Below are 26676 nucleotides of genomic sequence, written 5' to 3' on the forward strand. Positions count from 1 at the left end.
CGGCGGCATGGGGCCCGGGGGTCTTCCCCCGGGCCGCCATCCGCGGCGCCTGCCCCCTCCCCCGACCGGAGGCAGGCGCCGCGTGCTGTGTGCCGCGGCTTCCTCGGCGGCGCCGGCACCCCGCGGCTACGGGCGGCCGCCGCGCCCGGCGGGGTAGCGCAGCCCCCGCTGCCGGGCCAGCTCCCGCGCCGGCGCCGGCACGGGCCGCGGCGGGGGAGTGGCCGACGGCCGGAAGTCGTGCACCGGCGGATGCCAGGCCCCGGCAGGTGTCCCGCCGTCACCGAGCGGCAGCACCGCCCGCGGATCGACGTGCACCCGCAGCACCTGCGCCTCGATCTGCGTCCACGCCCCGTCGGTCACCGTCCGCTCGCCGACCCGGCGGGCCTCCAACTGCACCGGGCAGTGCGCGAGCCGGGGCGGCCGCACCAGCTCGGACGGCTCGGTCCAGGGCGCGTCCGCGGCGCACGGCATGCTGCTCGCCCCCTCCTGCGCCTCGGCTCCTTCCGGCGGCAGATTGAAGACCACGTCCGGGCGCACCGCGAGATTCTGCGCCGTGCGGCCGCGGGACGGCAGCCAGACGCTGACGACCGGCCCGAGTTCCCACCGGATCCGCAGCTCGACCAGCACGAAGGTCCCGTCGTCGTTCTCCGTGGACAGCAGCGCCGGGGTGACCGAACTGCTCTTCTCCAGCGCGACGTTCATGGCGTCGAGGATAGAAGCCGGACGGTTCGGTGCTCACCGAAATGTGATGAGAGGTTACTCTGTGTAGATGAAACGATGGGACGCCGATCAGGAAAGCGCCGCGGAGACCCCCGATCTGGCCGCCCTCGCGGCGCTGCTCGCGGACCGCACCCGCGCCGCCATCTGCATGGCCCTGCTCGACGGCGGCGCCTGGACCGCCGGTGAACTCGCGGAATACGCCGCGGTGGCCCCCTCCACCACCACCGAGCACCTCAACCTCCTGGTCTCCGGCGGCCTGCTCGCCGAGGAGCGCCGGGGCCGGCGGCGCTATGTGCGGCTGGCCGGCCCGGAGACCGCGGAGACCCTGGAGAACCTCGCCGGTCTGGCCCCCTACCGCCGGGTCCCGGTGCGCTCGCTGGCCGAGGCCAACCACCGCCGCGCGCTGCACCACGCCCGCACCTGCTACGACCACATCGCCGGCGCGCTCGGCGTCGCCATCGCCGCCGCCATGACCGAACGCGGCCTGCTTGCGCGGGACTACGGCCTGGTGCTGACGGTCTCCGGCGCCAACTGGCTGACCGCGCTGGGGATTTCCGACGCCGGGCCCTCGGTCGCCCGCCGGGCGCACGTCCGCACCTGCCTCGACTGGACGGTGCGCCGCCAGCACCTCTCCGGCGCGGTCGGCGCCGCCCTCTACCGGCACGCCCTGGAGCACGACTGGGTCTCCAAGGCCCTCACCACCCGCGTCCTGACCGTCACCGCGACCGGCCGACGGGCCTTCCGCGACCGCCTCGGCCTGCCCGACGAGGCGCTCTACCCGTCCCTGGCGCTCAGCCCGCCCCGGACCTGAACCGCGGGCCGGGGCTCAGGGGTTGGCCCACACGGCGGCACCCCTAGGCGTTGCCGTCCTCCATGAGGCGCGCCGGGAAGCCGCCGGTGGCGATCGGGCCCCAGCGCAGCGGCACCACCCGGATCAGCGACTTGCCCTGCGTGCGCATCGCCTCGCGGTACTCGTCCCAGTCCGGGTGCTCCCCGGCGATGTTGCGGTAGTACTCCACGAGCGGCTCGATCGCGTCCGGGGTGTCGAGGACCTCGGCCTCGCCGTCGATCTGCACCCACGGGCCGTTCCACTCGTCGGACAGCACCAGCACGCTGACCGACGAGACCCGGCGGGCGTTGCGGGCCTTGGCGCGCTCCGGGTACGTCGACATCACCAGCCGGCCGGAGTCGTCCACCCCGCAGGTCAGCGGCGAGCCCTGCGGGGTGCCGTCGCTGCGGCGGGTGAGCAGGATCGCGCGGTGCCGGGGGCGGACGAACTCCAGCAGCTCGGGCAGTTCGACGCGGCGGTTGGTGGCGGTGGAAGGGCTCATGCCGACGAGCTTAGGGCGCCGCGGCCGCGATCCGCCGGACCGGGCGGCGGCGGGACGCCCCGGTGCCGCCCGGCGCCCGGCCGCCGGGCGGTGTGTGCCGAGCCGTGTCTGCCGCCCGGCCGATGCCGCTCAGTCCTTGAACAACTGCTTGCCGGTGGCCGCGTCCACGACCTTGCGGCCGTCCAGCGGGCTCTTGAGCCGGACCTTCACCTTGTCGGTCGCCAGCTGCTCGGTGCACATCCCCTTGTTGCTCTTGCGCTTGCCCCAGCCGGAGACCACCACCAGGTCCTTCGACTCGTGGCTGCGGGCGCCGAAGTGGACATCGCAGGCGCTGTGCCCGACCGTCACCGTGATCTCCCGGACGCCTTTGTCCTTGGGACGGTCCGCGCCGGCCAGCGGCAGCAGCGCCTGCTGCCGCTGGGTGACCGGGGACACCTTCGGCCAGTCCCGCACGATCTGGTCCGCGCGCCGCTCGAAGGCGTCCTGCTTCTTCGGGGCGGGCGCGGTGCCCACGGTCTGCTTCTGCTCCCCGCAGCCGGTCAGCGCGACGGTGCCGGCGGTGGCCAGCGCGAGCACGGCGGTGAGGGTACGGGTGCGGGAGAGGTGGGATCCTCGCATGACAATGCCTCCTTGGTCAGCGGTGTGACGTGCCGGAGGCAAGACAGGTTCCGGCCCGATCCCGCGGGCGGTGCGCCAGGCGCACGATCTGCCCCTGGCGTAACCGCCACCCGGGTGGACCGCCCGCCGCTAGCGTCCGGGACATGGACACACTGACCCGGATCACCCGCACCGTCTGGCACCTCCCCTTCCCCGTCGGGCACGTGTACCTCGTCGCCCTGCCCGACGGGGGATACGCCGCGGTCGACACCGGCGTCCCCGGCTCCGCCCCGGCCGTCCTGGACGCCCTCGACCGTCTCGGCGGGAGCCCCCACCGGCTGCGGCAGATCGTGCTGACCCACCACCACCTCGACCACATGGGCTCCGCCGCTGACCTGGTCGCCGCCACCGGCGCCCGTGTCCTGGCCGGCGCCCTGGACGCCCCGTACATCCGCGGCACCGCGCCCGCCCCCGAGCCGGAGCTCACCCCCGCCGAACGGCGGCTGTTCGCAGGGGTCATGGGCGGTCTCTCGGCCGCCGGCACCCCGCCGCCGCGCCCCGCCGAGGTCGACCGGGAACTGCACGACGGGGACACCCTGGAGGACTGGCCGGAAACGGTGCGGGTGCTGCACGTGCCCGGCCACACCCCCGGCGGGATCGCGCTGCACCTGCCGGAGAGCGGGGTGCTCTTCCCCGGCGACCTCATCGGCACCGACCCCGAGGGCCGCCGTGCCGTCCTCGGCCCGGGCAACGTCGCCCGCGAGGAGGCCCTCGCGTCCTTCCGGCGGCTCGTCGCGCTCGGCGCCGACACGGTGTGCGTCCCGCACGGGGTGCCGCTGCGCACCGGCGCCCGGGAGATGCTGGACGCGGCCACCCCCGCGACGGACTGGCTGTAGGCGCGTCCGGGGGCGCCGCGGGGCGTGCCGGGGGCGGCGCCCCGGCGGTGTGCGGCCGCGCGGATACCCTCGGGCGGGCCGGGGCCGGCAGCGGACCGGCCCGAGGAGGCGCAGACGTGAGGAGCACGGGGATGCGGCTGTACACCCATGAGTGGGGTGCCGGTGAGCGGATCGCGGTGCTGGTCCACGGGCTGATGTCCGATCACCGCACCTGGCACCGGGTCGGCCCGGCGCTCGCCGGGCGCGGCTACCGCGTCCTCGCCGTCGATCTGCGCGGCCACGGCCGCAGCCCGCGCGGCGACTACGGACCCGAACTGTTCGCCGACGACCTCGTGGAGACCCTGCCCGCGGCTCCCGAACTCGCCCTCGGGCACTCGCTGGGCGGGCTGGCGCTGTCCCTGGCGGTGGAGCGGCTGCGGCCGCGGCGGGCGGTGTACAGCGACCCGGCGTGGTCGCTCGCCGGGCTCGGACAGTCCGTCGACCCGGCCCTGTTCGTCGCGTTCAAGCGGGCCGACCGCGCGCGGGTGCGGATGTTCAACCCGCGCTGGAGCGAGGCCGACCTCGACATCGAGCTGGCCACCGTCGCGGACTGGGACACCGCGACCGCCCTCGCACTGTCCGCCGGGCACCGCGAGGACCGTACGCCGCACAAGCCCGTCGTCCCCTCGCTGGTGCAGTTCGCGGGGGAGGGCTTCCTCTTCTCCGCGCCCGCGGCGGCCGAGCTGACCGACCGCGGCTTCGAGGTCCGTACGGTGCCCGGCGTGGGCCACACCCTGCACCGCGACGACTTCGACGCCTTCATGGCGGGCCTGGAGGGATGGGTGTAGGGATGTTGAAGGCAGCGACTGGAGCCCCGGCCGGGCGGCCGCCGGGCCGTCAGGTGTCGCAGTCCAGCAGCGTCTTGCACAGCCCGCAGCGCGCCTGGAGCCGGCCGCGGACCGGGACCCGGATCCGCTGGTGGCAGGCGGGGCAGGGGAAGGTCACCCGCAGCGGCGAGGGGCCCTCGAAGGCGTAGCCGTCCCCGCCGGCGGCCGCGGCGGGCCGGGCCGTCCGCCCCGGCTCCCGCGCCGCCCGGCGGTCCTTGGCGTAGCGCAGCCGGGCGGCCCAGCCGGCGCCCGCCAGCGGGGGCCGGCGCCGGTCCCGGGCGGCCCGCTCCGCGCCCGCCGTGTACGCCTCGTACGCCTGCGGGCTGGTGAACCACGGCGCCGGGTCCTCGCCGAAGAACCGGGCCCGCAGGGCGAGGACATAGCCGAACTCCTCCGGCGTCAGATAGCCGAGCTTCTGCGAGAACGGGCCGTGCTCGCGGTAGGCGTCCAGCAGCAGCCAGCCCGCGCCGAGGTAGGTCGTGGCGGTGTCGGTGAGGATCTCGTTGTCGCGGGTGCCGGGGAAGGACAGGTCCAGCCGGTGCAGGCAGATGTGCATGACTTCGTGGGCCAGTGCGGCGCCGATGTCCGTGCGGTGCGTGGCGAAGCGGTCGTTCAGCTCGATGAAGTACTCGGGACCCGCGGTGAGTTCGACGTTCGCGGCGTGTTCCATCGCGCGGAAGGTGATGACCATCCGGGCGTCCGGCAGATGCAGCTGCCGCACCAGGGCGCGGGCGACCCGCTGCGCCCCCAGGTGCAGGTCCTCGGTCTCGTCGAAGGCCACGTCGACCGGCAGCACGCTGGTGTCGAAGGTGCTGACCGTGTCGTGGGACAGGCGGGTGAAGAGGGCGTGGACGGCCGCACGCACCGTGTCGAGATGGGGGAAACCGTGCTCGATCTCACTGCTGCCGGAGGTCACCCGGCCACTGTACGGCGCGCCGGGAACGTCCGGTATGGGCCGTACGGGGCAGGTGGGGCAGGGGAGTTGGCCGGATGCGGGCTCTTGTCACTCCGGCCCGGCGGTCCACATAATCACAGGGCGCTCTTTCGGACTCATCCCCCACTGGGTCCGGACGCTTACGGCGTGCTGTCTTCCGCCATGTGCACGGTGCGGCGGGTCACGTCCGGCTCCGGTGTTGGCATGGGCCCGTCATCGACGTGCAACCCCCCACGGAAGGAAGCCCGTTGCGCACTTACCGGAAGCTTCTCGCGAGATCCACCGCCGTCGGCGCGGTCGCCCTGGCCGCCGTCAGCCTCCAGCCGGGCCCGGCCCAAGCCGCCCCCGACCCCGCCGGCTCCGTCCACACCCAGGTCGTCGGCGGCACCAAGGCCGACCAGGGTGAATTCCCCTTCATGGTCCGGCTGTCGATGGGCTGCGGCGGCGCCCTGTACGCCAAGGACATCGTGCTCACCGCGGCGCACTGCGTCGACGGCAGCGGCCCCAACACCTCCATCACGGCCACCGCCGGCGTCGCCGACCTGGAGGACTCCCACGCCGTCAAGGTCAAGTCCACCCAGGTCCTGCAGGCCCCCGGCTACCAGGGCAAGGGCAAGGACTGGGCGCTCATCAAGCTCGCCAAGCCGGTCGACCAGCCCACCCTGAAGATCGCCCAGGACGACAAGCTCAACAGCGGCGACTTCACCATCGCCGGCTGGGGCGCCGACAAGGAGGGCGGCGACCAGCAGCGCTACCTCCTCAAGGCGACCGTGCCGTTCGTCGACGACGCCACCTGCCAGAAGGCCTACGGCGACCAGCTGACGCCCGGCGACGAGATCTGCGCCGGCAAGATGGACACCGGCGGCGTCGACACCTGCCAGGGCGACTCCGGCGGCCCGATGTTCCGCAAGGACGACGCCGGCCAGTGGCTCCAGGTCGGCATCGTCTCCTGGGGCGACGGCTGCGCACGGCCCGGCAAGCCCGGCGTCTACAGCGAGGTGAGCACCTTCGCCGCCGACATCAAGAAGGCCGCGGACGGCCTCGGCGGCTGACCGCCGCACCGCACCGAAGGGCCCGGGAGACGTCCCGGGCCCTTTCGCCGCGGCGGACGCCCGCGGCCCCGCCCCGGGCCCTTGGTCCCGCCGCCCCATGGACCTTGGTCCGTCCGGTCCGGGACCAAAATCGTGCTTTCGGCCGGGCTTTGTCCCGTCACGGATGACCGTACGGCCTATGGGCGCACCCCGTGCGGCTCCTTAGCGTGAAGCCATGACCATCCAGCCCCGACCCCGTACCCGGCTGCCGGCGTGCGGCCGTGACCGCGACCACCGCACGACCGTCCTCGCCGCGCTGTTCCTCGCCGCCTCCGCCGCGGCCGTCGTCTACGTCCTGCTCGGCGTGCAGGACCGGCCCGTCGAGCCGGCCGGGGTTCCCTCGCAGGCGGTCCGGGGCTGAACGTGCCCAACGGGTCTCCCGGTCCCGGCGGCGCCGTGCGCCCCGCCGGCCGGACGGATGGACACCCGCGCCCGGCCCCCGCGGCGCCGGGGAGGAACGGCATGCCGATCAGCGTGGTCATCGCGGACGACCAGGAGATGGTCCGGATGGGATTCCGGATGATTCTGGAGAGCCAGCCCGACATCGAGGTCCTCGACGACGTCATCGACGGCCGGGCCGCCCTCGACGCCGTGGCCCGGCTGCGCCCCGACGTGCTGCTGCTCGACATCCGGATGCCCGCCGTCGACGGGCTGGAGGTCACCCGCCGGCTCTCCGAGCTGGCCGCCGCCCACCCCGAGCACGGGCCGCGCCCCCGCATCGTCATCGTCACCACCTTCGACCTGGACGAATACGTCCATGCCGCGCTGCGCGACGGGGCCAGCGGCTTCCTGCTGAAGGACGCCAGCCCCGCCCTGCTCGTCGAGGCCGTCCGCGCCGCGGCCGCCGGCGACTCCCTGGTCTCGCCCGCGATCACCGTCCGGCTGCTGCGCCGGCTGGCCCCCGCCGCCGGCCGCGGCCGCCCGGCCCGCACCCCCTGCGACCCGCTCACCGAGCGCGAACAGGACGTCGTGCGGGCGCTGGCCGGGGGCCTGACCAACGCCGAGATCGCCGGCGAACTCTTCGTCTCGCTGTCCACCGTCAAGACGCATCTGGCGAACGTGCAGCACAAGCTGGACGCCCGCAACCGCGTCGAGATCGCCGCCTGGGCCTGGGAGACCGGGCTGGTCACGGGCAGATCGTGAGCGAGCGCACCGGCAAGCGGCTGGTCCCGGGCAGGAGCCCGGCGGCGCGCCGGCACCTGCCCCGCCCGCGGCCCGGCGCCGCCGCCAAGGCCGCCCTGGCGGTGCTGCTGCTGTTCCTCGTCGGCTTCGAGACGGTCGAACTGGCCGGCCAGCCCCTGCGCCCCTACGCCACGGTGGTGGTCACCTCCGTCGTGGTCTGCCTGTGCGCGGTGCCCCTCAGCCGGATCCCGCTGACCGTCCGGGCCTGGACCGCGGCCACCGTCTCCCTGGCCGGCTCGGCGGTACTGATCGCCGGACAGCACGCCCTGCAGGTGTGGGGCCTGGGCGAGGGCATCGCGCTGCTCGTCCTGCTCACCGCCGTCCTGCACCGCGCGCCCGCCCGCACCGCCGCCGTCCTCGGCCCGCTGCTGGGCCTGGCCTGCATGCTCACCCCCGTGCGGGACATCCGGATGGGCATCTTCACCCTCGTGCACGCGGTGCTCACCGTGGTCGTCGTCGCCTACTCGCTGATCCTGCGCCGCCAGGACGCCCAGCGGCTGCGCGACCTCGCCGCGGTCCGCGCCGCCGAGCGGCTGGAGCTGGCGCGGGAACTGCACGACCTGGTCGCCCACCACGTCACCGGCATCGTCGTCCAGGCCCGCGCCGCCCGCTACACCGCCCTGGAAGGACAGCAGGCCGACGCCACCTTCGAACGGATCGAGGCCTCCGGCAGCGAGGCGCTGGGCGCGATGCGCCGGCTGGTGCGGGTGCTGCGCGAGAACGGCGCCGAGCCCCACCCGGTCGCCGGGCTCGCCGAGGTCCGGGCGCTGACCGACGCGTTCGCCCGCACCGGCCCGCCGGTCGTCCTCGCCGTCGACCGGACGGTGGCCGACGCGCTGCCCGCCGATGTGGCGGCCGCGGTCTACCGCATCGTGCGCGAGGCGCTCACCAACATCCGCAAGCACGCCGCGGACGCCACGGCGGTCCGCATCGGCCTGCGCTCCGTCCCCCTCGGCGCGGAACTGCGCATCGCCAACGACGGCGGCGCCCCCGCCCGCCTGTGCGAACAGGCCCGCGGCGGCGGCTTCGGCCTGGCCGGGCTCACCGAACGGGCCGAGGCGATGGGCGGCCGGCTGGCCGCGGGCCCCTCGGCCGAGGGCGGCTGGGAGCTGACCGCCTTCCTGCCCCTCGACGGCGGCACACCCGCCTGACGGCTCACCCAGATCGCCCCCGGCGCCCCACCGGCCCCCATCTGTCCAACACCTGCCCCTCCTTTGTCCATGGGCGCACGCCCCGCCCCCGCAGCACGCTGTCCGCCGACAGGCAGCACCGCCGCACACAGGAGGACCGCGCGCGTGAACGGACAGCCAGGCGCCCCCCGCGGGCCCCGCCGCAGAACAGTCGTCGCCGCCACCGCGCTCGCCCCGGTCACCGGCGCCCTGCCCGCCGCCGCGCACCCCGCCGCGGCCGCCCCCCGGGGCGCCGGGCAGGCCCTGCTGCGCTCCGGCGCGCTGGAGGTCCGCGTCGCCACCGACTTCCCGCGCATCGTCTCCTACACCGACCGCGCCACCGGCGCCGTCCTGCACGGCCGGGACACCCCGCTCACCGAGATCCTGATCGACGGCACCGCCCACACCCCCCGCGTCACCCACCGCGCCCGCGCCGGCCGCGCCACCTACACCCTCCGCCTCGACGGCGGCACCGCGCTCACCGTCGAGATCGCCGTCCGCGGCCGGCAGGTCACCTGGCGGGTCACCCGCCTCACCGACACCCCCGCCCTGCGCGTCGGCACCCTGGAGATCCCCGGCCTCGCCCTGCTCGCCGTCCGCAGCGACCAGCCCGGCGCGACCCTGCTCGCCGCCCGCGTCGCCCTCGACAAGAACGCCGACGGCGACACCCTGATCGAGGTCACCGCCGACACCCCCGCCGAGGCCGCGCCCACCGGCTGCGCCTACGCCGTCGTCGCCACCGACGCGCTGGCCGCCGCCGTCGAGACCAACACCGTCACCGACAAGCCGGCCGGCGCCACCGCCTGGGAGAACGGCCGGCTGTGGCACCAGACCCTGCGCGGCGACGGCCTCGTCACGGCGCAGCTGGTCCCCGGCCAGTGGACCCACCGCGCCGCCGGGCAGCCCGCCGACGCCACCGAACCCCTGCCGTACGCCACCGTCATCGTCACCGGCGACCGCAACGGCGACGGCCGCGTCGACTGGCAGGACGCCGCCATCGCGCTGCGCGACATCATGGTCATGCCGCCGGGCGCCGACGCACAGCACCTGAGGGTCGTCCCGCACATCCCCTTCAACTTCGCCAGCCAGGCCACCAACCCGTTCCTCGCCACCCTCGACAACGTCAAGCGGATCTCCCTGGCCACCGACGGGCTGCGGCAGTTCACCCTCCTCAAGGGCTACCAGTCCGAGGGGCACGACTCCGCCCACCCCGACTACGGCGGCAACTACAACGAGCGGGCCGGCGGCCTGACCGACCTCAACACCCTGCTGCGCGCCGGAGCGGCCTGGCACAGCGACTTCGCGGTGCACGTCAACGCCACCGAGTCCTACCCCGTCGCGCACGCCTTCTCCGAGCAACTCGTCGACACCGGCGACAAGCAGTGGGACTGGCTCGACCAGTCCTACCGCATCGACGCCCGCCGCGATCTGGTCTCCGGCGACATCGCCGCCCGCTTCGCCCGGCTGCGCGCCGAGACCGACCCGGCCCTCACCACCCTCTACCTCGACGTGTTCCGCGAGTCCGGCTGGAACTCCGACCGCCTCCAGCGGCACCTGCACGACCAGGGCTGGCAGATCGCCACCGAATGGGGCCACGGCCTGGAACGCTCCGCCCTGTGGTCGCACTGGGCCAACGAGACCGACTACGGCCCCGACACCTCCCGCGGCATCAACTCCCGGCTGATCCGCTTCCTGCGCAACCACCACAAGGACGTCTTCGCGAACAAGTGGCCCACGCTGCTGGGCAGCGGCCGGATGGGCAACTTCGAGGGCTGGACCGGCAAGATCGACTGGACCGCGTTCCACACGATCATCTGGACCGACGCACTGCCCGCCAAATACCTCCAGGCGTACCCGATCAAGACCTGGGGCCCGCACGAGATCACCTTCGAGGGGCCCACCAGGACCTCCGTCAGCGACACCCGGCCCGCGGCCGGGGACTCCGCGCCGCGCACCGGCACCCGCACCATCGTCACCGACGGCCGCCTGGTCTACGACGACGGCACCTACCTGCTGCCCTGGGAACCCCGCGACGCCACCGACCCCGCCAAGCTCTACCACTACAACCCCCGCGGCGGCACCACCCGCTGGACGCTGCCCCGCGGCTGGTCCGGCGCCCGCCACGTCTACCTCTACCGGCTCACCGACCAGGGCCGCGCCCAGGAGACCCGGATCCCGGTCCGCGACACCGCCGTCACCCTCACCGCCCGGCCCGGCGTGGCCTACGTCGTCCACCGCCACCGGGCCCCGGACCGGGCCGACCCCCGCTGGGGCGAGGGCACCCCGCTCACCGACCCCGGCTTCCACGCCGGAAACCTCGCCGCCTGGCGCACCACCGGCCCCGCCGCGGTCCGGCGCAGCGCCCTCGGCGACTACGAACTGGTCATCGGCGCGGGCGCCGCCGCCACCGTCGCCCAGCGCCTGCGCCGCCTCGCCCCCGGCCACTACGCCGCCTCCGTGCAGATCGAGGTCGGCGCCACGGCGGGGGAGCGGCGCCGGGCCGCCCTGGAGATCCGCACCGCCGACGGCGTCACCGCCACCAACTGGACGGAGACCTCCACCGCCGGCAACTACGTGGCGGCCGACCGCAAGGCCGGCACCCGCTTCCAGCGCCTGTTCACCCCCTTCACCGTCCCCGACGGCGGCGGCCCGGTCACCCTCGCCCTCACCGCGGCCGCCGGCCGGGCCCGGGTCCGGTTCGACAACGTCCGCGTCGTCCCCGCCGTACAAACCACCCGCGAGGGCACCCTGGTCCACGAGGACTTCGCACACGTCCCCCAGGGCTGGGGCGTCTTCGTCAAGGGCGACGCGGGCGGCAGCACGGACCCCCGCACCCATCTCGCCCAGCGGCACGCCCGCTTCACCCAGCGCGGCTGGAACGGCAAGGCCATCGACGACGTCATCGAGGGCGGCCAGTCCCTCAAGTCCCGCGGCGAGAACACCGGGCTGGTCTACCGCACCGTCCCGCACACCGTCCGCTTCACCCCCGGCCGCCGCTACCGGGTCACCTTCCGCTACGAGAACGAGAAGGCCGGCCAGTACGCCTGGGTCACCGCCGCCGACGACCCCGCGCCCCGCGAACTGACCCGCGCCCCGCTCCCCGTCGCGACCCAACCCGCCACCCACAGCTACGAGTTCACCGCGCCCGACCGCGGCGAGGCATGGGTGGGACTGCGCAAGGTGGGCGACGACGGGACGGCGGAGTTCGTCCTGGACATGTTCGAGGTGCGCGAGGCGTAGGCGTGCCGCGCGGAGCACGGCGGGCGCCCGCGGCGCCGTCAGCCCCCGTCCGCGCAGGGAGACAGGCCGGGCGCCCCCGCCCACTAGGGCCGGGGCGCCCTCCCACGCCCGCACCCCCCCCGCCACTTCGCCGAGCAGCACCTCCCCGCCGTCCACCGCGGCCCGGCGCTCCCCGTCGACCCAGACCAGCACCCGGTCCCGCAGTCCCCTCACCGACCCCCCGCCCCCGGCCTCCGGTCACCCCCGCCCTCTGGCGGTGTGACGGTCCATGGACAAAGATCGCGGTTGGACGGTTCGACGCGGCACCCACAGGCCGCCGGCGACGGGAGGCCGGACGTGTTCCACACCTGGATGCGGTACTTCACACCGGACCCGCTCCACCACCGGCTCGGCCTGGTGTGCCTGGGCGTCGGCCTCCAGCACGGCACCCTGCCCCCGGTCGGCCCCCGCACCCTCGACCACCACGTCGCCGTCGTCATCAGCGCCGGCCAAGGCTGGTGCACCACCCCCGACGGCCACCGCCACCCGGTCACCGCCCCCGCCCTGCTCTGGCTCACCCCCGGCGTCGCCCACCACTACGGAGCCGACCCCGTCACCGGCTGGGACGAGAGCTTCGTCGACTTCACCGGCCCCGCCACCGAGACCTACACCGAACTCGGCTACATCGAACCCGACCGCCCCCTCGTCCCCCTCACCGACCCCGGCCCGCCGCGCGCCGCCGTCGGTCGCATCGCCCGCGCCGCACGCCGCGGCAACCCCCTCCTGGAGGTCGAGACCTCCGCCGCCGTCCACGAACTCCTCGTCGTCCTGCGCCGTGCCCGGGCCGACACCGACGCCCGCGGCGAACCCGTCCTCCAGGCACTGGCCCGCGACGCGTTCCTCCCGCTCTCCGTCGCCGAACACGCCGCCCGCCACGGCATGACCCCCGCCGAACTCCGCACCGCCGTCCGCCGCGGCGCCGGCTGCAGCCCCAAGGACTACCTCCTGGGCATCCGCCTGGGCCGCGCCAAGGAACTCCTGGCGGGAACCGAACTCCCGGTGGCCGCCGTGGCCCGCCGCGTCGGCTACGACGACCCCGCCTACTTCAGCCGCCTCTTCGCCCGCCGCGTCGGCACCGCCCCCGTCCGCTTCCGCGACCGCCAGGCCCACAGCGTCCCCGGCGGCTGGTCCACCCGGATCCCCGACCCCGACGATCCACCGCTGGTCAGCGGCTGACCGGCCCGCCACCCGGCCCCGCCAAACCGCGTGCAGCCCGCACCGACCGTACGGCAGCATGACCCCATGCCCGCACTCCAGCGCGACGAGGCGCAGACCCGAGCCCGACTCATCGACGTCCACCGCTACGACATCGCACTCGACCTCACCCGAGGCGCGGACCGGTTCGGGTCCCGTACGGTCATCCACTTCACCGCACACACCGCCGGCGACACCTTCGTCGAGATCAAGCCCGACGCACTGCACACCGCCACCCTCGACGGCCACCCCCTGGACCCCGCCGCCCTGGACGACAACCGCCTCCCGCTCACCGGCCTGGCCCCCGGCGCCCACGAACTGCGCCTGGACGCCACCATGCGCTACTCCCGCACCGGCGAGGGCATGCACCGCTTCACCGACCCCGCCGACGGCGAGAGCTACGCCTACACCCAGCTCTTCCTCGACGACGTCCAACGCGTCTTCGGCGCCTTCGACCAGCCCGACCTCAAGGCCGTCTTCGCGCTCACCGTCACCGCCCCCACCGACTGGACCGTCCTCGGCAACGGCCTCGCCACCCAGGGCGACCCCGGCCACTGGACCCTCGCCCCCACCCCCCTTATCAGCACCTACCTCGTCGCCGTCGCCGCCGGCCCCTGGCACTCCCTGCGCACCGAACACGCCGGACTGCCCTTCGGCCTCCACTGCCGCCGCTCCCTCGCCCCCCACCTCGACGCCGACGCCGAGGAACTCTTCGACCTCACCCGCCGCTGCTTCGACCGCTACCACGAGATCTTCGACGAGCCCTACCCCTTCGACTCCTACGACCAGGCGTTCGTCCCCGAGTTCAACGCCGGCGCCATGGAGAACCCCGGACTCGTCACCTTCCGCGACGAGTTCGTCTACCGCTCGGCCGTCACCGACACCGAACGCCAGACCCGCGGCACGGTCATCTCCCACGAAATGGCCCACATGTGGTTCGGCGACCTCGTCACCCTCCAGTGGTGGGACGACATCTGGCTCAACGAGTCCTTCGCCGAATACATGGGCTACCAGGTCCTGTCGGAAGCCACCCGCTTCACCGACACCTGGACCGACTTCGCCGTCGCCCGCAAGGGCTGGGGCTACGACGCCGACCAGCGCCCCTCCACCCACCCCGTCGCCCCCGCCCCCGAAGACGTCCCCGACACCGCCTCCGCCCTCCTCAACTTCGACGGCATCTCCTACGCCAAGGGCGCCTCCGCCCTGCGCCAACTCGTCGCCTGGATGGGCGAGAAGGACTTCCTCGCCGGCATCAACGACCACTTCGCCCGCCACCGCTTCGGCAACGCCACCCTCGCCGACTTCATCGACTCCCTCGGCCGCGCCACCGACCGCGACGTCCACGCCTGGGCCCGCCACTGGCTGCGCACCACCGGAGTCGACACTCTCACCCCCGAACCCGGCACCACCGCCGACTCCTGGCACCTCGACGTCCACCACAGCGGCAGCCGCCCGCACCGCATCGCCGTCGGCGCCTGGGACCAGGACCTCACCGACCCCGGCCACCTCGTCCTGCGCGACCGCTTCGCACTCGACATCCCCGCCGCAGAAGGCCGCACCCGCCGCGCCTTCCCCAAACCCGCCCCCGACCTGCTCGTCCTCAACGACGGCGACCTCACCTACGCCAAGGTCCGCTTCGATGCCGACTCCTGGCAGACCGTCGCCCGCTCCCTGTCCGGCCTGCCCGACCCCCTCACCCGCGCCGTCGTCTGGAACGCCGCCCGCGACATGGTCCGCGACGGCGCCCTCGCCCCCACCGCCTACCTCGACGCCGCCCGCACCCACCTCCCGCACGAGACCGACCTCGCCATCCTCCAGGGCGTCCTCGCCTTCGCCCGCACCCAGATCGCCGACCACTACCTCCCCACCACCCACCGCCACACCGCCCTGACCACCCTCACCGCCCTCAGCCGCGACATCCTCCGCCGCACCGAAGGCCCCGCACACGGCGCCGAAGCAGGCCTGCGCCTCACCGCCGTCCGCGCCTTCATCGACAGCGCCACCACCCCCGAAGGCATCCAGGACTGGCTCGACGACGGCAGCGTCCCCGGCGGCCCCCACCTCGACCCCGAACTGCGCTGGCGCATCCTCGCCCGGCTCGCCACCCTCGGCGCCGCCCCCACCGACACCCTCCGCACCACCATCGACGCCGAACTCACCCGCGACCCCGGCGCCACCGGCCGCGAAGGCGCCGCCCGCTGCCGCGCCGCCCTCCCCGACCCCGCCGCCAAACAAGCCGCCTGGGACGCCCTGTTCACCACCGACGAGACCGGCGGGAAACCGGCCCTGTCCAACTACCTCTTCCTCGCCACCGCCGCCGGCTTCTGGGCCCCCGAACAACACGAACTGCTCCGCCCCTACGTGGCCCGCTACTTCGCCGAAGTCCCCGCCCTCGCCGCCGCCCGCGGCCCCGCCCTCGCCGCCGCCGCCGGCCGCCAGGCCTTCCCCACCACCTTCGTCGAGGACGAGACCCTGCGCCTGGGCGAAGCCTGCCTCGCCGACGGCGACCCCACCTCCGCCCTGCGCCGCAAACTCGTCGACCAACTCGACGACCTGCGGCGGGCCCTGCGGATACGCGCCGCCGCCGACGACCGGTAACCGCCGCACGGCACCCCCGGGTGCCGCCGGACCGGCAGCCGGCGGCACCCGCACCCCCCGCGGTAAACATCCGTACCACTTACGGGTGGTATGACCGCAACCAGTGGATACGTGCTCCACCGGGAAAGTAATTTAGGGCCGCCTTCGGGGCTCGTCCCCATGCGACCGCCCCAACTCTCCTGACAGAAGAGCACATCGATGTCTGTGCCCCCTGCCGGCACCGCCCTCGCAGGCGGCACCCACGGCCCCCGCGCACTGCGCCCCCTCCTCGACACCGTCCTCGACGCCCTCACCACCGGCGCCGAGGACCGCGCCGGCCCCCTCCCGCCCGGCGGCCCCGACGCCGTCACCCGCGCCGTACGCGACGCCTGCCACCCGATCCTCCCCGCGCACGGCACCGGCCCGCACGCCGCCCTGCGCACCCTCGTCCACACCCTGGCCGCCGGCGCCGCCGACCCCGCCGACCCCCACTGCGCCGCCCACCTCCACTGCCCGCCCCTCGCCCTCGCCACCGCCGCCGACCTCGCCGCCGCCGCCCTCAACCCCTCCATGGACTCCTGGGACCAGGCCCCCGCCGCCTCCGCCCTCGAAGCCCTCACCAGCCGCGCCCTCGCCGCACTCGTCTACCCCCGCGCCGACGCCCCCGACGCCCTGGTCACCACCGGCGGCACCGAATCCAACCAACTCGCCCTGCTCCTCGCCCGCGAGGCCGCCACCACCGACCACCCCACCGCCGGCCCCCTCCAGATCGTCTGCGGCGCCAACGCCCACCACAGCATCCACCGCTCCGCCTGGCTCCTCGGCCTCCCCGAACCCCTCACCCTCCCCACCCCCGACGGCACCCTCACCCCCGACACCGTCCACACCTGCCTGGCCAACCTCGCCGGACACACCGGCCCCCTCCTCCTCACCGCCACCGCAGGCACCACCGACACCGGCGCCATCGACCCCCTCCCCGCCCTCGCCGACCTCGCCGCACACCACCGCGCCCGCTTCCACATCGACGCCGCCTACGGCGGAGCCCTCCTCTTCAGCGACACCCACGCCGCAGCCCTCGACGGCCTCGACCGCGCCCACACCGTCAGCCTCGACCTCCACAAACTCGGCTGGCAACCGGTCGCCGCCGGCCTCCTCGCCGTCCCCGGCCCCCACACCCTGACCCCCCTCACCCACCAGGCCGACTACCTCAACGCCGACGACGACACCGAAGCCGGCCTCCCCGACCTCCTCAGCCGCTCCCTGCGCACCACCCGCCGCCCCGACATCCTCAAAATCGCCGTCACCCTCAAAGCCCTCGGCCGCCACGGCCTCGGCGACCTCGTCGACCGCACCCTCACCGCCGCCCACACCCTCGCCGACCTCATCGAGGCCCACCCCCACTACGAACTCCACTCCCGCCCCACCCTCAGCACCGTCCTCTTCCGCCCCACCGGCACCACCGACACCGCCCTCGCCACCATCCGGCGCACCCTGCTCATCGACGGCCGCGCCGTCCTCGGCCGCGCCACCACCCCCACCGGACTCTGGCTCAAAGCCACCCTCCTCAACCCCCACACCCAACCCGGAGACCTCACCACCCTGCTCACCCTCGTGGAAGGCCAGACCCCCCGATGACGCACACCCCGCACGACACCCCCCACACCGACACCACAAGCACCACCCCCGACGAACCCCTCGACCTCATCGGCATCGGCATCGGCCCCTTCAACCTCTCCCTCGCCGCCCTCGCCCACCCCCTCACCCACCTCCGCACCGCCTTCTACGACCAGCGCCCCGCCTTCCACTGGCACCCCGGCCTCCTCATCGACGGCAGCACCCTCCAAGTCCCCTTCCTCGCCGACCTCGTCACCCTCGCCGACCCCGCCAGCCCCTGGAGCTTCCTCAACTACCTCAAAACCCGCGAACGCCTCTTCCCCTTCTACTTCGCCGAACGCTTCCACCTCCACCGCGCCGAATACGACGCCTACTGCCGCTGGGTCAGCGAAAACCTCCCCACCCTCCACTTCGGCCACCAGATCGACGCCGTCCGCTGGAACCCCGAACGCGACGCCTTCGAAGTCGACTACACCCAACTCGGCGCCGACGGCGAAGCCGAAGCCCTCGGCCGCACCCACGCCCGCAACCTCGTCCTCGGCATCGGCACCGCCCCCCACATCCCCGTCCCCCTGCGCCCCCTCGCCGAAGCCGACGCCGTCCCCGTCATCCACTCCGCCGACTACCTCACCCACCGCGACCGCCTGCTCGCCGCCGACCGCCTCACCGTCATCGGCGCCGGCCAGTCAGGCGCCGAAATCTTCCTCGACCAGCTCCGCGCCCGCCCCGCCGGCCGCGAAGGCCTCCACTGGCTCGCCCGCACCCCCGCCTTCGCCCCCATGGAATACAGCAAGATCGGCCTCGAACACTTCACCCCCGACTACACCCGCTACTTCCACGCCCTCCCCGAACGCGTCCGCGACGCCCTCCTCCCCGGCCAATGGCAACTCCACAAAGCCATCGACCACGACACCCTCGCCGCCATCCACGACGAGCTCTACCGCCGCACCCTCGACGGCGGCTGGCCCGACGCCACCCTCACCCCCGGCGTCTGCGTACGCACCGCGGGACGCGTCGGCACCACCCGCGTCGAACTCCACCTCGACCACACCCAGCAAGGCACCCGCTCCCGCCTCACCACCGACGCCGTCGTCCTCGCCACCGGCTACCGCGAACGCCGCATCGACACCCTCCTCGCCGCCCTCGACCCCTACGTACGCCGCGACTCCTCCGAACGCCCCCGCATCGACGCAGACCACCGCCTGATCCTCGACCCCTCCGTCACCGGCGCCGTCTACGTCCAGAACGCCGAGACCCACACCCACGGCGTCGGCACCCCCGACCTCGGCCTCGCCGCCTGGCGCAGCGCCACCATCCTCAACTCCCTCACCGACAGCACCCCCTACCCCCTCCCCACCCGCACCGCCTTCACCACCTTCGGCCTCCCGCAGACCACCACCACACGCACCGGCACCGTCCCCCGCCAAGGCGGCTCCACCCTCGTCCCCCGCGGCTGACCCGACGGCGGCGATGCCCCGGCACCGCCGCCGCCCCGGACCACCACCACACCGACGCCCACCACACCGGCACCCGCCCCACCGCCTCCGCCACCCCGCACCCCCGGCCGCGACCCCCCGCCCGCCCGGATGTGCCACCCTTCACCCCCACACCCGCCCCACCACCGCGGAGGCACCCATGACCGACCCCACCGGCACCACCGCCCTCCCCTACGGCACCCCCGACACCCCCCGCCTCGCCGTACGCGGCGAAGCCCGCCTCGAAGTCGACCCCGAAATCGCCCGCATCACCGTCACCATCAGCGCCCGCGGCACCGACCGCACCACCACCCTCACCGACCTCACCCGCCGCAACGAACAAGCCCTCACCCTCCTCAAGACCTACCGCGACGCCCTCGAAAAACTCGAAACCGGCACCTTCAGCCTCACCCCCCAACTCACCGACAAAGGCCGCCACGAACGCATCCGCGCCTACCACGGACGCGTCACCCACACCGCCACCCTCAACGACTTCACCGCCCTCGGTGAACTCACCACCCGCCTCGCCGACCTGGACCTCACCCGCGTCGACGGCCCCTGGTGGGCACTGCGCCCCGACTCACCCGCCCACCGCACCGTCCGCACCCAAGCCGTTCATGAAGCCGTCCAGCGCGCCCGCGAATACGCCGAAGCCGTCGGCGCCCGACTCGACGCCCTCCTCGAAATCGCCGACCTCGGCGCCGACAACACCACCCCCACCGCCGGCCCCGCCCTGCGCTCCGCCCCCGGCTACGGCGCCCCCGCCCAGGAAGCCGCCCCCGCCCTCGACCTCGAACCCCAGCGCCAGACCGTCTACGCCAGCGTCAATGCCCGCTTGACGATGACCCGCCCCACCCTCTGACACCACTCCGCACGAGGGCCGCATTCCGCTCATCGGAGCGGGCCCGCGCGCATTCCAAGACCTGTCAACAGCCCTTCATCAAGCCCTCGTTGAGCAGACACCTCCCTACCGTTCCCTACCGCCCGGTAAGTCATAGAGTCGACACATGCGCCGAGCAAAAATCGTCTGCACACTGGGCCCCGCCACCGACTCGTACGAGCAGATCAAAGCCCTCGTCGACGCCGGAATGGACATCGCCCGCTGCAACCTCAGCCACGGCACCCACGCCGACCACGAAACACGCGTCGACCGGGTCCGCAAAGCCGCCGAGGAAGCCAACCGCAGCATCGGCATCCTCGCCGACCTTCAAGGCCCGAAGATCCGACTCGGACAATTCCGCGAAGGCCCCGTACTTCTCGAACGCGGCGACGAGTTCACCATTACCGTCGAACCCGCCGCGCAAGGCGACCGCCACCACTGCGGCACCACCCACCAAGGCCTCCCCGACGACGTCACCACCGGCGAACGCATCCTCGTCGACGACGGCAAGGTCACCCTCGAAGTCACCCGCGTCGACGGCCCCCGCGTCCACACCACCGTCATCGAAGGCGGCATGGTCTCCGACCACAAAGGCCTCAACCTCCCCGGCGTCGCCGTCTCCGTCCCCGCCCTCTCCGAAAAGGACCAGGACGACCTCCGCTGGGCCCTGCGCCACGGCGCCGACCTCATCGCCCTCTCCTTCGTCCGCACCGGCCGCGACATCGAAGACGTCCACCGCATCATGCGCGAGGAGAACCGCACCCTCCCGGTCATCGCCAAGATCGAAAAACCCCAGGCCGTCGACCACATCGACGACATCGTCGCCGCCTTCGACGGCATCATGGTCGCCCGCGGCGACCTCGGCGTCGAAATGCCCCTCGAAACCGTCCCCATCGTCCAAAAGCGCGCCATCAAACTCGCCAAACGCAACGCCAAACCCGTCATCGTCGCCACCCAGATGCTCGACTCGATGATCGACAACTCCCGCCCCACCCGCGCCGAAGCCTCCGACGTCGCCAACGCCGTCATCGACGGCACCGACGCCGTCATGCTCTCCGGCGAAACCAGCGTCGGCAGCTACCCCACCGAAACCGTCCGCACCATGAGCCGCATCGTCGAAGCCGCCGAGGAAGACGTCCTCGCCAAGGGCCTCCCGCCGCTCACCGACACCAACAAGCCCCGCACCCAGGGCGGCGCCGTCGCCCGCGCCGCCGCCGAAATGGGCGACTTCCTCGGCGCCAAGTTCCTCGTCGCCTTCACCCAGTCCGGCGACACCGTCCGCCGCCTCTCCCGCTACCGCTCACCCATCCCCCTGCTCGCCTTCACCCCCGACCCGGCCACCCGCGCCCAGCTCAACATCAGCTGGGGAGTGGAGACCTTCCTCGGTCCCACCGTCGACTCCACCGACGAGATGGTCGCCCAGGTCGACGAGCACCTCCTCGCCCTCGGCCGCTGCCAAAAGGGCGACGTCGTCATCATCACCGCCGGCTCCCCGCCCGGCGTCCCCGGCTCCACCAACCTCGTCCGCGTCCACCACATCGGCGAGGACGACTCCCCGAAGTAGCCCCACCGCACCACCCCGAACCCGCTGGGCCGAGGTACCTGACTGCCGTCCCCGTCAGTACTTCGGCCCGATGTGTGTGTCCATGAGCGCGACGGATTCCTTGCGGGCGACGGAGATGTTCTCCGCCCGGCGCCCCTGCCGCGTCGGCCGCCATGCGACGCCGACCTTGTCGAGGGTGTCCGTATAGAGACGCAGGATGTCGGCGGACACGTTGGTGAAGAAGTACCGCGGATACTCGTAGCGCCTGCGCTCCCCGGCGATCGTGCGCGCCGTCCAGTTGGTGACCCGGCAGCCGTCGGAGTGGATCAGCCCGCGAAGGAACTCCCAGGGATGCGCGTCCACGATCTGCTGCTGCCATCGTTCGAGCACGATCGGCCGCTCGTGCTTCTTGCCGGGACCGTGCTGGGGGAAGAGACAGGGCCAGTGGACGCTGTAGCTCGTCACCATGACGCAGCCCTCGCCCCGGACGACGCACACGCTGTTCATGGGGCGAACCGTCTTCATCGCCCGGCGGCATGCCGCAATGAGGCCCGGCCACGCATCCGCGCAGGCGATCCGTAACGCATATCCGCGATTCCGCGGCTGCTTGCTGATGCAGCCGTCGCCGAGGTAGAGGCCGAGCAGGTAGGCGTATGCCGTATCGGCCTCAGGCGGTCGCGGTACTCGTTCGCATCGTGGGCAATCCGTCTTGCGTGACAGCGGCTCCAACCGGCTCTGCCAGGAGCGGAGGGCGAAGCGGGAGATTCCGGTCTGCTTGCTGACGGCGTTGAGGCTGCGATCTTGGCCGATGAGGGAGAGGGCGTGCTCACGGGTTTCACGGTCGTACATGAACGTGAGCCTGGCCGGAGCGCGTTCCCCGCGTGGCCGTTCGACTGGGCGGCCGTTCTTTCGAGCGAACCTTTCCCGTTTCCCGCGTGACCTTGGAATCGAAAGGAAAGTGCCCCGGGTCGGACTCGAACCGACACTGTATGGGTTTTGAATCCATTGCCTGCTGCCAATTGGGCTACCGGGGCCAGCGGAATCCAAGGGTAACGCCTACCTGCTGTGGGACCACCCTACAGGAGCTAGGTAGGCTCATGGGGCACCACCTGCCTGAATGAGGAGTCCCGTGAGCGCCGCCGAGCCCGAGCAGCCCACCGCCGATGACGATCAGTCGCACGTCCCTCCGCTGACCACGCGCGTCGTGATCGCCGAGGACGAGGCCCTCATCCGTCTCGATCTCAAGGAGATGCTGGAGGAGGAGGGCTACACCGTCGTGGGCGAGGCCGGGGACGGCCAGACGGCCGTGGACCTGGCCCGGGAGCACCGCCCGGATCTGGTGATCCTGGACGTGAAGATGCCGGTGCTGGACGGCATCTCGGCGGCCGAGGTGATCGCCGAGGAGAGCATCGCGCCGGTGCTGATGCTGACCGCGTTCTCGCAGCGTGAGCTGGTGGAGCGGGCGCGGGACGCGGGGGCGATGGCGTATCTGGTGAAGCCGTTCTCGAAGACGGACGTGGTTCCGGCGATCGAGATGGCGGTGAGCCGGTTCACCGAGCTGAAGACGCTGGAGCAGGAGGTCGAGGACCTCACGCAGCGGTTGGAGACGCGGAAGCTGGTGGACCGGGCCAAGAGCGTGCTGCAGACGCAGTACGGGCTGACGGAGCCGGCGGCGTTCCGGTGGATCCAGAAGACGTCGATGGATCGCCGGCTGTCGATGCAGCAGGTGGCGGAGGCGGTCATCGAGGACGCCGAGGAGAAGAAGCAGCAGAAGAAGGATCAGTAGCTGCGTGGAGTGGTGGGAGCGGCCCCGTACCGGTTGTCCGGTGCGGGGCCGCTTCCGTGTCGGGGTGCGGTTTCAGTCCTCGCCGAGGTAGGCCTTGCGGACGGATTCGTCGTGGAGGAGGGAGGGGCCGCTGCCGGAGAGGACGATGCGGCCGATTTCCATGACGTGCCCCTGGTCGGCGAGGGAGAGCGCGGCCTGGGCGTTCTGTTCGACGAGGAGGATGGTGGTGCCTTGTGAGCGGAGTTCGCGGATGGTTTCCATGATCTTCTGCATCATGATCGGGGAGAGGCCCATGGAGGGCTCGTCGAGCATGAGGAGTTTGGGGCGGGACATGAGGGCGCGGCCCATGGCGAGCATTTGCTGTTCGCCGCCGGAGAGGGTGCCGGAGGCTTGTTTGCTGCGTTCGCCGAGGATGGGGAAGAGGTCGTAGACGCGTTGGATGTCGGCGTCGATGGCGGCGGTGTCCTTGCGGAGGAAGGCGCCGAGCTGGAGGTTTTCGGCGATGGTGAGGCGGGGGAAGAGGCGGCGGCCTTCGGGGGAGTGGGCGAGGCCGCGTTCGACGATTTTGTGGGCGGGGACGCCGTTGAGGGGTTCGCCGTCGAAGGTGATTTTTCCGGCGAGGGGCTTGAGGAGGCCGGAGAGGGTGCGCAGGGTGGTGGTTTTGCCGGCGCCGTTGGTGCCGATGAGGGTGACGGCTTCGCCTGCTTCGACGGTGAAGGAGATGCCTTTGACGGCTTCGATCTTGCCGTAGGCGACGCGGAGGTCCTCGACGTGGAGCAGTGCGGTCATGGGGTGTCTCCGGTGTGTCCCTGGGCCGGTGGGTCTGCCGGGGCCGTGGCGTCGGGGGCGGGGTCCGCTGCGGGGGTGCCGTCTGCGGGGGTGCCGTCGGTGTCCGTGGGGGGTGCGGTGTGCGGGGCGTCGGGGGTGTCGTCGTCGAGGGGGGTGCCGAGGTAGGCGGCGATGACGCGGTCGTCGGCCTGGACGACGTCGGCGGTGCCTTCGATGAGTTTCTGGCCCTGGACGAGGACGGCGACGCGGTCGCAGAGGTTGAAGATGAAGCGCATGTCGTGCTCGATGACGAGGACGGCGGTGCCCTGGGCGCGGATGGCGAGGACGAGGTCCTGGGTGGCGCGGGTTTCCTGGGGGTTCATGCCGGCGGTGGGTTCGTCCAGGAGGAGGAGTCCGGGTTCGCTGGCGAGGGCGCGGGCGATTTCGAGCTTGCGTTGTTCGCCGTAGGGGAGGTTGCGGGCGAGGTGGTCGCGTTTGTGGGCGAGGCCGGTGAATTCCAGGAGTTCCATGGCGCGTTGTTCGCTGGTGCGTTCGGCTTTTTTGAAGCCGGGGCCGCGGAGGAGGGCTGACCAGAGGCCTTCTTTGGTGCGGGTGTGGCGTCCGACGAGGACGTTTTCGAGGACGGTCATGTTGGCGAAGAGGCGGATGTTCTGGAAGGTGCGGGCGACGCCGGCTTGGGTGACGAGGTGGGGTTTGCGGGAGAGTCGGGTGCCTCGGTAGCTGACGGTGCCTTCGGTGGGCACGTAGAGGCCGGTGAGGCAGTTGAAGAAGGTGGTTTTGCCGGCGCCGTTGGGGCCGATGAGGCCGACGATTTCGCCGCTGCCGACGGTGAGGTCGACGCCGCGTACGGCGGTGAGTCCGCCGAAGCGCATGGTGACGCCGTCGGCGCGCAGGATGGTGTCGCGGTCGGTGCCGGTGGTGGTGGCGGCGTTGGGTGGTGTGGTCATGGTCCTCACGCCTTTGCCTGGGTGGCGCCGAGGGTGGCGTCGGTGTCGGGGAGGCGCTGGTCGGGCACGTCGAGTTGGCCGGTTTCGTGGAATTCCAGCTGTTTGCGGCGGTCGGGAATGAGTCCTTCAGGCCGGAAGCGCATGAGGAGGACGAGGGCGATGCCGAACAGCAGGAGTTGGTAGTCCTGGAGGAAGTCGAGTTTGGCGGGGATGAGGAAGAGGAGGGCGGCGCCGACGAGGGGTCCGCTGAGGGTGCCCATGCCGCCGAGGATGACGGCGGCGAGGAGGAAGGCGGAGTTGGGGGGTTGGGGGCCGGCGAACTGGAATTGCTCGGGGGTGGCGGTGGTGACGACGTGGGCGTGGACGGTGCCGGCGAGTCCGGCGAGGGCGGCGCCGAGGGCGAAGGCGAGGAGGCGGAGGCGGAAGCTGTTGATGCCCATGGCGATGGCGGCGGTCTCGTCCTCGCGGATGGCGATCCAGGCGCGGCCGATGCGGGAGGCGGCGGCGCGTCGGAAGACGAGGACGACGAAGGCGGTCACGAGGATCATCAGCAGGTAGTAGTTGCCGTAGGTGGCGAGGGGGATGCCGAGGACGGTGTGGGTTTCGCCGAAGTTGAAGCCGAAGATTTCGAGGTTGGGGATGTTGGGGATGCCCATGGCGCCGTTGGTGATGTCGGGGCCGGTGGTGCCGTTGAGGTTGAGCATGGCGATGCGGAAGATCTCGCCGAAGCCGAGGGTGACGATGGCGAGGTAGTCGCCGCGCAGGCGGAGGGTGGGGGCGCCGATGAGGACGCCGAAGACGAGGGAGGCGGCGGCTCCGGTGAGGAGGGCGGCCCAGAAGGGGAAGTGGAGGCCGAGGGCGGATTCGGCGGAGCCGGAGACGAGGGCCGCGGCGTAGGCGCCGACGCCGAGGAAGGCGACGTAGCCGAGGTCGAGGAGGCCGGCGAGGCCGACGACGACATTGAGGCCCAGGGCGACGGTGGCGAAGATCAGGATGTTGGCCCCGATGATCGTGTACTGGTCGGTGTCCTGGGTGAAGGGGAAGCAGGCGGCGGCGAGGAAGGCCGCGCCGAGGGCGACGCCGCGGTGGGTGCGGGTCAGGGCGGTCAGGCGTGCGGTGAGTCCGGCGCGGTGGAGGGCGGGGACGGCGAGAACCATGAAGAGCAGGTAGCCGACGAAGGGTGCGCCGTCGTCGGTGTCGATGCCGTAGGTGAAGGCGAGCAGGCCGGCGGCGAAGGCGGCGGCGATGGTCAGGATCTCGGCCCAGGCGGGGAGTTCGCGGGTGCGGCGCCGTAGGGGCGTGGGGGCGAGGGCCGCGGTGAAGCGTTGCCAGGGGCCGGTGGGTGGGGTGTCGCCGGGGGTGTCCGGGGGGAGGGCGAGGGCGGCGAGGAGGGTGAGGAGGGAGGCGAGGCCGGCGAGGAGGCCGCCGGGTTCGAGGTTGATCAGGCCGCCGAGTTGGACGGCGATGGCGATCAGGGTGAACCAGGTGGCGGCGAAGGTGGCGAGGGCGGCGAGGAGGGTGGGGGCGTTGCGTCCTGCGGGGGTGAGCCAGCGCAGTCCGCGGGTGCCGAGTGCGGAGGTGGCGAGGAGGAGGGTGAGGAGGCCGCCGAAGAGGGTGATGAGCTGGAGGCCGGCGGGGGAGAGGTTGTAGGTGAGGTCGCCGGGGAAGTCGCTGCTCCAGGTCCAGGCGAGGCCGGTGGAGAGGGCGGTGACGAGGGCGCCGGCGGCGGTGGTGAGGCGGGCGGTGCGTTCGGGGAGGGGGAGCAGGCCGCGTGCGGGGGTTGTGGTGGTGTCCGTGGTCATCGCT

23 protein-coding genes and 1 tRNA gene are annotated in these 26676 nt (G+C 72.9%); 15 read left to right on the forward strand and 9 right to left on the reverse strand.

Going from position 1 to position 26676, the window contains the following annotated elements:
- Positions 1-126 precede the first annotated feature (126 nt).
- Positions 127-702, reverse strand: coding sequence for a flavin reductase family protein (locus tag IEY78_RS18450; protein WP_189099635.1), 576 nt, complete (start codon positions 700-702; stop codon positions 127-129).
- A gap of 67 nt (positions 703-769) precedes the next feature.
- Between IEY78_RS18450 and IEY78_RS18455 the strand changes: the two genes are divergently transcribed.
- Complete coding sequence (locus tag IEY78_RS18455) at positions 770-1531, forward strand: winged helix-turn-helix domain-containing protein (protein WP_189099637.1); 762 nt, start codon at positions 770-772, stop codon at positions 1529-1531.
- 43 nt (positions 1532-1574) lie between these two features.
- Here IEY78_RS18455 and IEY78_RS18460 read toward each other — a convergent pair whose 3' ends face one another.
- A complete protein-coding gene (locus tag IEY78_RS18460; RefSeq protein ID WP_189099639.1) occupies positions 1575-2051 on the reverse strand; it encodes a PPOX class F420-dependent oxidoreductase in 477 nt (158 codons plus the stop codon).
- Positions 2052-2180: 129 nt separating this feature from the next.
- Positions 2181-2669 carry a hypothetical protein gene (locus IEY78_RS18465; protein WP_189099641.1) on the reverse strand — a complete coding sequence of 163 codons (489 nt, stop codon included), beginning with the start codon at positions 2667-2669 and terminating at the stop codon, positions 2181-2183.
- A gap of 143 nt (positions 2670-2812) precedes the next feature.
- Here IEY78_RS18465 and IEY78_RS18470 point away from each other — a divergent pair, with 143 nt between their 5' ends.
- Positions 2813-3544, forward strand: coding sequence for an MBL fold metallo-hydrolase (locus IEY78_RS18470; RefSeq protein ID WP_189099643.1), 732 nt, complete (start codon positions 2813-2815; stop codon positions 3542-3544).
- A gap of 131 nt (positions 3545-3675) precedes the next feature.
- Positions 3676-4371 carry an alpha/beta fold hydrolase gene (locus IEY78_RS18475; protein ID WP_189099828.1) on the forward strand — a complete coding sequence of 232 codons (696 nt, stop codon included), beginning with the start codon at positions 3676-3678 and terminating at the stop codon, positions 4369-4371.
- A gap of 49 nt (positions 4372-4420) precedes the next feature.
- Here the strand turns inward: IEY78_RS18475 and IEY78_RS18480 are convergent, their stop codons facing one another.
- Complete coding sequence (locus tag IEY78_RS18480) at positions 4421-5326, reverse strand: hypothetical protein (RefSeq protein ID WP_189099645.1); 906 nt, start codon at positions 5324-5326, stop codon at positions 4421-4423.
- A gap of 266 nt (positions 5327-5592) precedes the next feature.
- On the opposite strand from IEY78_RS18480, the gene IEY78_RS18485 reads away from it, so the two are divergent.
- From IEY78_RS18485 to pyk, 11 genes are all read left to right on the forward strand, one after another.
- Positions 5593-6396 (forward strand): S1 family peptidase, encoded by an 804-nt coding sequence (locus IEY78_RS18485; protein WP_189099647.1) that lies wholly within the window; start codon positions 5593-5595, stop codon positions 6394-6396.
- Between the two features lie 214 nt (positions 6397-6610).
- Positions 6611-6796, forward strand: coding sequence for a hypothetical protein (locus tag IEY78_RS18490; protein ID WP_189099649.1), 186 nt, complete (start codon positions 6611-6613; stop codon positions 6794-6796).
- A 101-nt stretch (positions 6797-6897) separates the two neighbouring features.
- A complete protein-coding gene (locus IEY78_RS18495) occupies positions 6898-7578 on the forward strand; it encodes a response regulator (RefSeq protein ID WP_189099650.1) in 681 nt (226 codons plus the stop codon).
- Positions 7575-8768 (forward strand): sensor histidine kinase, encoded by a 1194-nt coding sequence (locus IEY78_RS18500; RefSeq protein WP_373294186.1) that lies wholly within the window; start codon positions 7575-7577, stop codon positions 8766-8768. The genes IEY78_RS18495 and IEY78_RS18500 overlap by 4 nt, the downstream gene beginning before the upstream one ends.
- A gap of 144 nt (positions 8769-8912) precedes the next feature.
- On the forward strand, positions 8913-12026 hold the full coding sequence (locus tag IEY78_RS18505; protein ID WP_229700037.1) for an endo-alpha-N-acetylgalactosaminidase family protein: 3114 nt from the start codon (positions 8913-8915) through the stop codon (positions 12024-12026).
- A gap of 336 nt (positions 12027-12362) precedes the next feature.
- Positions 12363-13241 (forward strand): helix-turn-helix domain-containing protein, encoded by an 879-nt coding sequence (locus IEY78_RS18510; protein ID WP_189099654.1) that lies wholly within the window; start codon positions 12363-12365, stop codon positions 13239-13241.
- A gap of 66 nt (positions 13242-13307) precedes the next feature.
- A complete protein-coding gene (pepN, locus tag IEY78_RS18515) occupies positions 13308-15857 on the forward strand; it encodes an aminopeptidase N (RefSeq protein WP_189099656.1) in 2550 nt (849 codons plus the stop codon).
- 198 nt (positions 15858-16055) lie between these two features.
- Positions 16056-17471: a pyridoxal phosphate-dependent decarboxylase family protein gene (locus tag IEY78_RS18520; RefSeq protein WP_189099658.1), complete on the forward strand. Its 1416-nt coding sequence runs from the start codon at positions 16056-16058 to the stop codon at positions 17469-17471.
- Positions 17468-18907: a lysine N(6)-hydroxylase/L-ornithine N(5)-oxygenase family protein gene (locus IEY78_RS18525; RefSeq protein WP_189099660.1), complete on the forward strand. Its 1440-nt coding sequence runs from the start codon at positions 17468-17470 to the stop codon at positions 18905-18907. The genes IEY78_RS18520 and IEY78_RS18525 overlap by 4 nt, the downstream gene beginning before the upstream one ends.
- Positions 18908-19085: 178 nt before the next feature.
- Entirely contained in the window at positions 19086-19787 is a 702-nt protein-coding gene (locus IEY78_RS18530) for an SIMPL domain-containing protein (protein ID WP_189099662.1), read from the forward strand.
- A gap of 145 nt (positions 19788-19932) precedes the next feature.
- A complete protein-coding gene (pyk, locus tag IEY78_RS18535; protein WP_189099664.1) occupies positions 19933-21369 on the forward strand; it encodes a pyruvate kinase in 1437 nt (478 codons plus the stop codon).
- Positions 21370-21423: 54 nt separating this feature from the next.
- On the opposite strand, the gene IEY78_RS18540 is transcribed toward pyk, so the two are convergent.
- Together IEY78_RS18540 and IEY78_RS18545 are read right to left on the reverse strand one after the other, a co-directional pair.
- Positions 21424-22197, reverse strand: a complete 774-nt coding sequence (locus IEY78_RS18540) for a transcriptional regulator (protein ID WP_189099666.1) — start codon at positions 22195-22197, stop codon at positions 21424-21426.
- Positions 22198-22307: 110 nt separating this feature from the next.
- Positions 22308-22382 (reverse strand) — tRNA-Leu (locus IEY78_RS18545).
- Positions 22383-22477: 95 nt separating this feature from the next.
- On the opposite strand from IEY78_RS18545, the gene IEY78_RS18550 reads away from it, so the two are divergent.
- Complete coding sequence (locus tag IEY78_RS18550) at positions 22478-23134, forward strand: ANTAR domain-containing response regulator (RefSeq protein WP_189099667.1); 657 nt, start codon at positions 22478-22480, stop codon at positions 23132-23134.
- Positions 23135-23206: 72 nt separating this feature from the next.
- Here the strand turns inward: IEY78_RS18550 and IEY78_RS18555 are convergent, their stop codons facing one another.
- The 3 genes from IEY78_RS18555 to IEY78_RS18565 are packed head-to-tail and all read right to left on the reverse strand — an operon-like array spanning position 23207 to position 26672.
- A complete protein-coding gene (locus IEY78_RS18555) occupies positions 23207-23923 on the reverse strand; it encodes an ABC transporter ATP-binding protein (protein ID WP_189099669.1) in 717 nt (238 codons plus the stop codon).
- Positions 23920-24870 carry an ABC transporter ATP-binding protein gene (locus IEY78_RS18560; RefSeq protein ID WP_189099671.1) on the reverse strand — a complete coding sequence of 317 codons (951 nt, stop codon included), beginning with the start codon at positions 24868-24870 and terminating at the stop codon, positions 23920-23922. The genes IEY78_RS18555 and IEY78_RS18560 overlap by 4 nt, the downstream gene beginning before the upstream one ends.
- A 5-nt stretch (positions 24871-24875) precedes the next feature.
- Positions 24876-26672 (reverse strand): branched-chain amino acid ABC transporter permease, encoded by a 1797-nt coding sequence (locus tag IEY78_RS18565; RefSeq protein WP_189099673.1) that lies wholly within the window; start codon positions 26670-26672, stop codon positions 24876-24878.
- Between the last annotated feature and the right edge of the window lie 4 nt (positions 26673-26676).

Origin of the sequence: Streptomyces kronopolitis (assembly GCF_014646275.1) — a bacterium.
Classification (GTDB): Bacteria; Actinomycetota; Actinomycetes; order Streptomycetales; family Streptomycetaceae; genus Streptomyces; species Streptomyces kronopolitis.

Excerpts from the sequence above, each read along its gene's own strand:
- IEY78_RS18450 (WP_189099635.1), bottom strand. The coding sequence starts at position 702 with ATGAACGTCGCGCTGGAGAAGAGCAGTTCGGTCACCCCGGCGCTGCTG.
- IEY78_RS18455 (WP_189099637.1), top strand. The coding sequence starts at position 770 with ATGAAACGATGGGACGCCGATCAGGAAAGCGCCGCGGAGACCCCCGAT.
- IEY78_RS18460 (WP_189099639.1), bottom strand. The coding sequence starts at position 2,051 with ATGAGCCCTTCCACCGCCACCAACCGCCGCGTCGAACTGCCCGAGCTG.
- IEY78_RS18465 (WP_189099641.1), bottom strand. The coding sequence starts at position 2,669 with ATGCGAGGATCCCACCTCTCCCGCACCCGTACCCTCACCGCCGTGCTC.
- IEY78_RS18470 (WP_189099643.1), top strand. The coding sequence starts at position 2,813 with ATGGACACACTGACCCGGATCACCCGCACCGTCTGGCACCTCCCCTTC.
- IEY78_RS18475 (WP_189099828.1), top strand. The coding sequence starts at position 3,676 with ATGCGGCTGTACACCCATGAGTGGGGTGCCGGTGAGCGGATCGCGGTG.
- IEY78_RS18490 (WP_189099649.1), top strand. The coding sequence starts at position 6,611 with ATGACCATCCAGCCCCGACCCCGTACCCGGCTGCCGGCGTGCGGCCGT.
- IEY78_RS18495 (WP_189099650.1), top strand. The coding sequence starts at position 6,898 with ATGCCGATCAGCGTGGTCATCGCGGACGACCAGGAGATGGTCCGGATG.
- pepN (WP_189099656.1), top strand. The coding sequence starts at position 13,308 with ATGCCCGCACTCCAGCGCGACGAGGCGCAGACCCGAGCCCGACTCATC.
- IEY78_RS18520 (WP_189099658.1), top strand. The coding sequence starts at position 16,056 with ATGTCTGTGCCCCCTGCCGGCACCGCCCTCGCAGGCGGCACCCACGGC.
- IEY78_RS18525 (WP_189099660.1), top strand. The coding sequence starts at position 17,468 with ATGACGCACACCCCGCACGACACCCCCCACACCGACACCACAAGCACC.
- IEY78_RS18530 (WP_189099662.1), top strand. The coding sequence starts at position 19,086 with ATGACCGACCCCACCGGCACCACCGCCCTCCCCTACGGCACCCCCGAC.
- pyk (WP_189099664.1), top strand. The coding sequence starts at position 19,933 with ATGCGCCGAGCAAAAATCGTCTGCACACTGGGCCCCGCCACCGACTCG.
- IEY78_RS18540 (WP_189099666.1), bottom strand. The coding sequence starts at position 22,197 with ATGTACGACCGTGAAACCCGTGAGCACGCCCTCTCCCTCATCGGCCAA.
- IEY78_RS18555 (WP_189099669.1), bottom strand. The coding sequence starts at position 23,923 with ATGACCGCACTGCTCCACGTCGAGGACCTCCGCGTCGCCTACGGCAAG.
- IEY78_RS18560 (WP_189099671.1), bottom strand. The coding sequence starts at position 24,870 with ATGACCACACCACCCAACGCCGCCACCACCACCGGCACCGACCGCGAC.
- IEY78_RS18565 (WP_189099673.1), bottom strand. The coding sequence starts at position 26,672 with ATGACCACGGACACCACCACAACCCCCGCACGCGGCCTGCTCCCCCTC.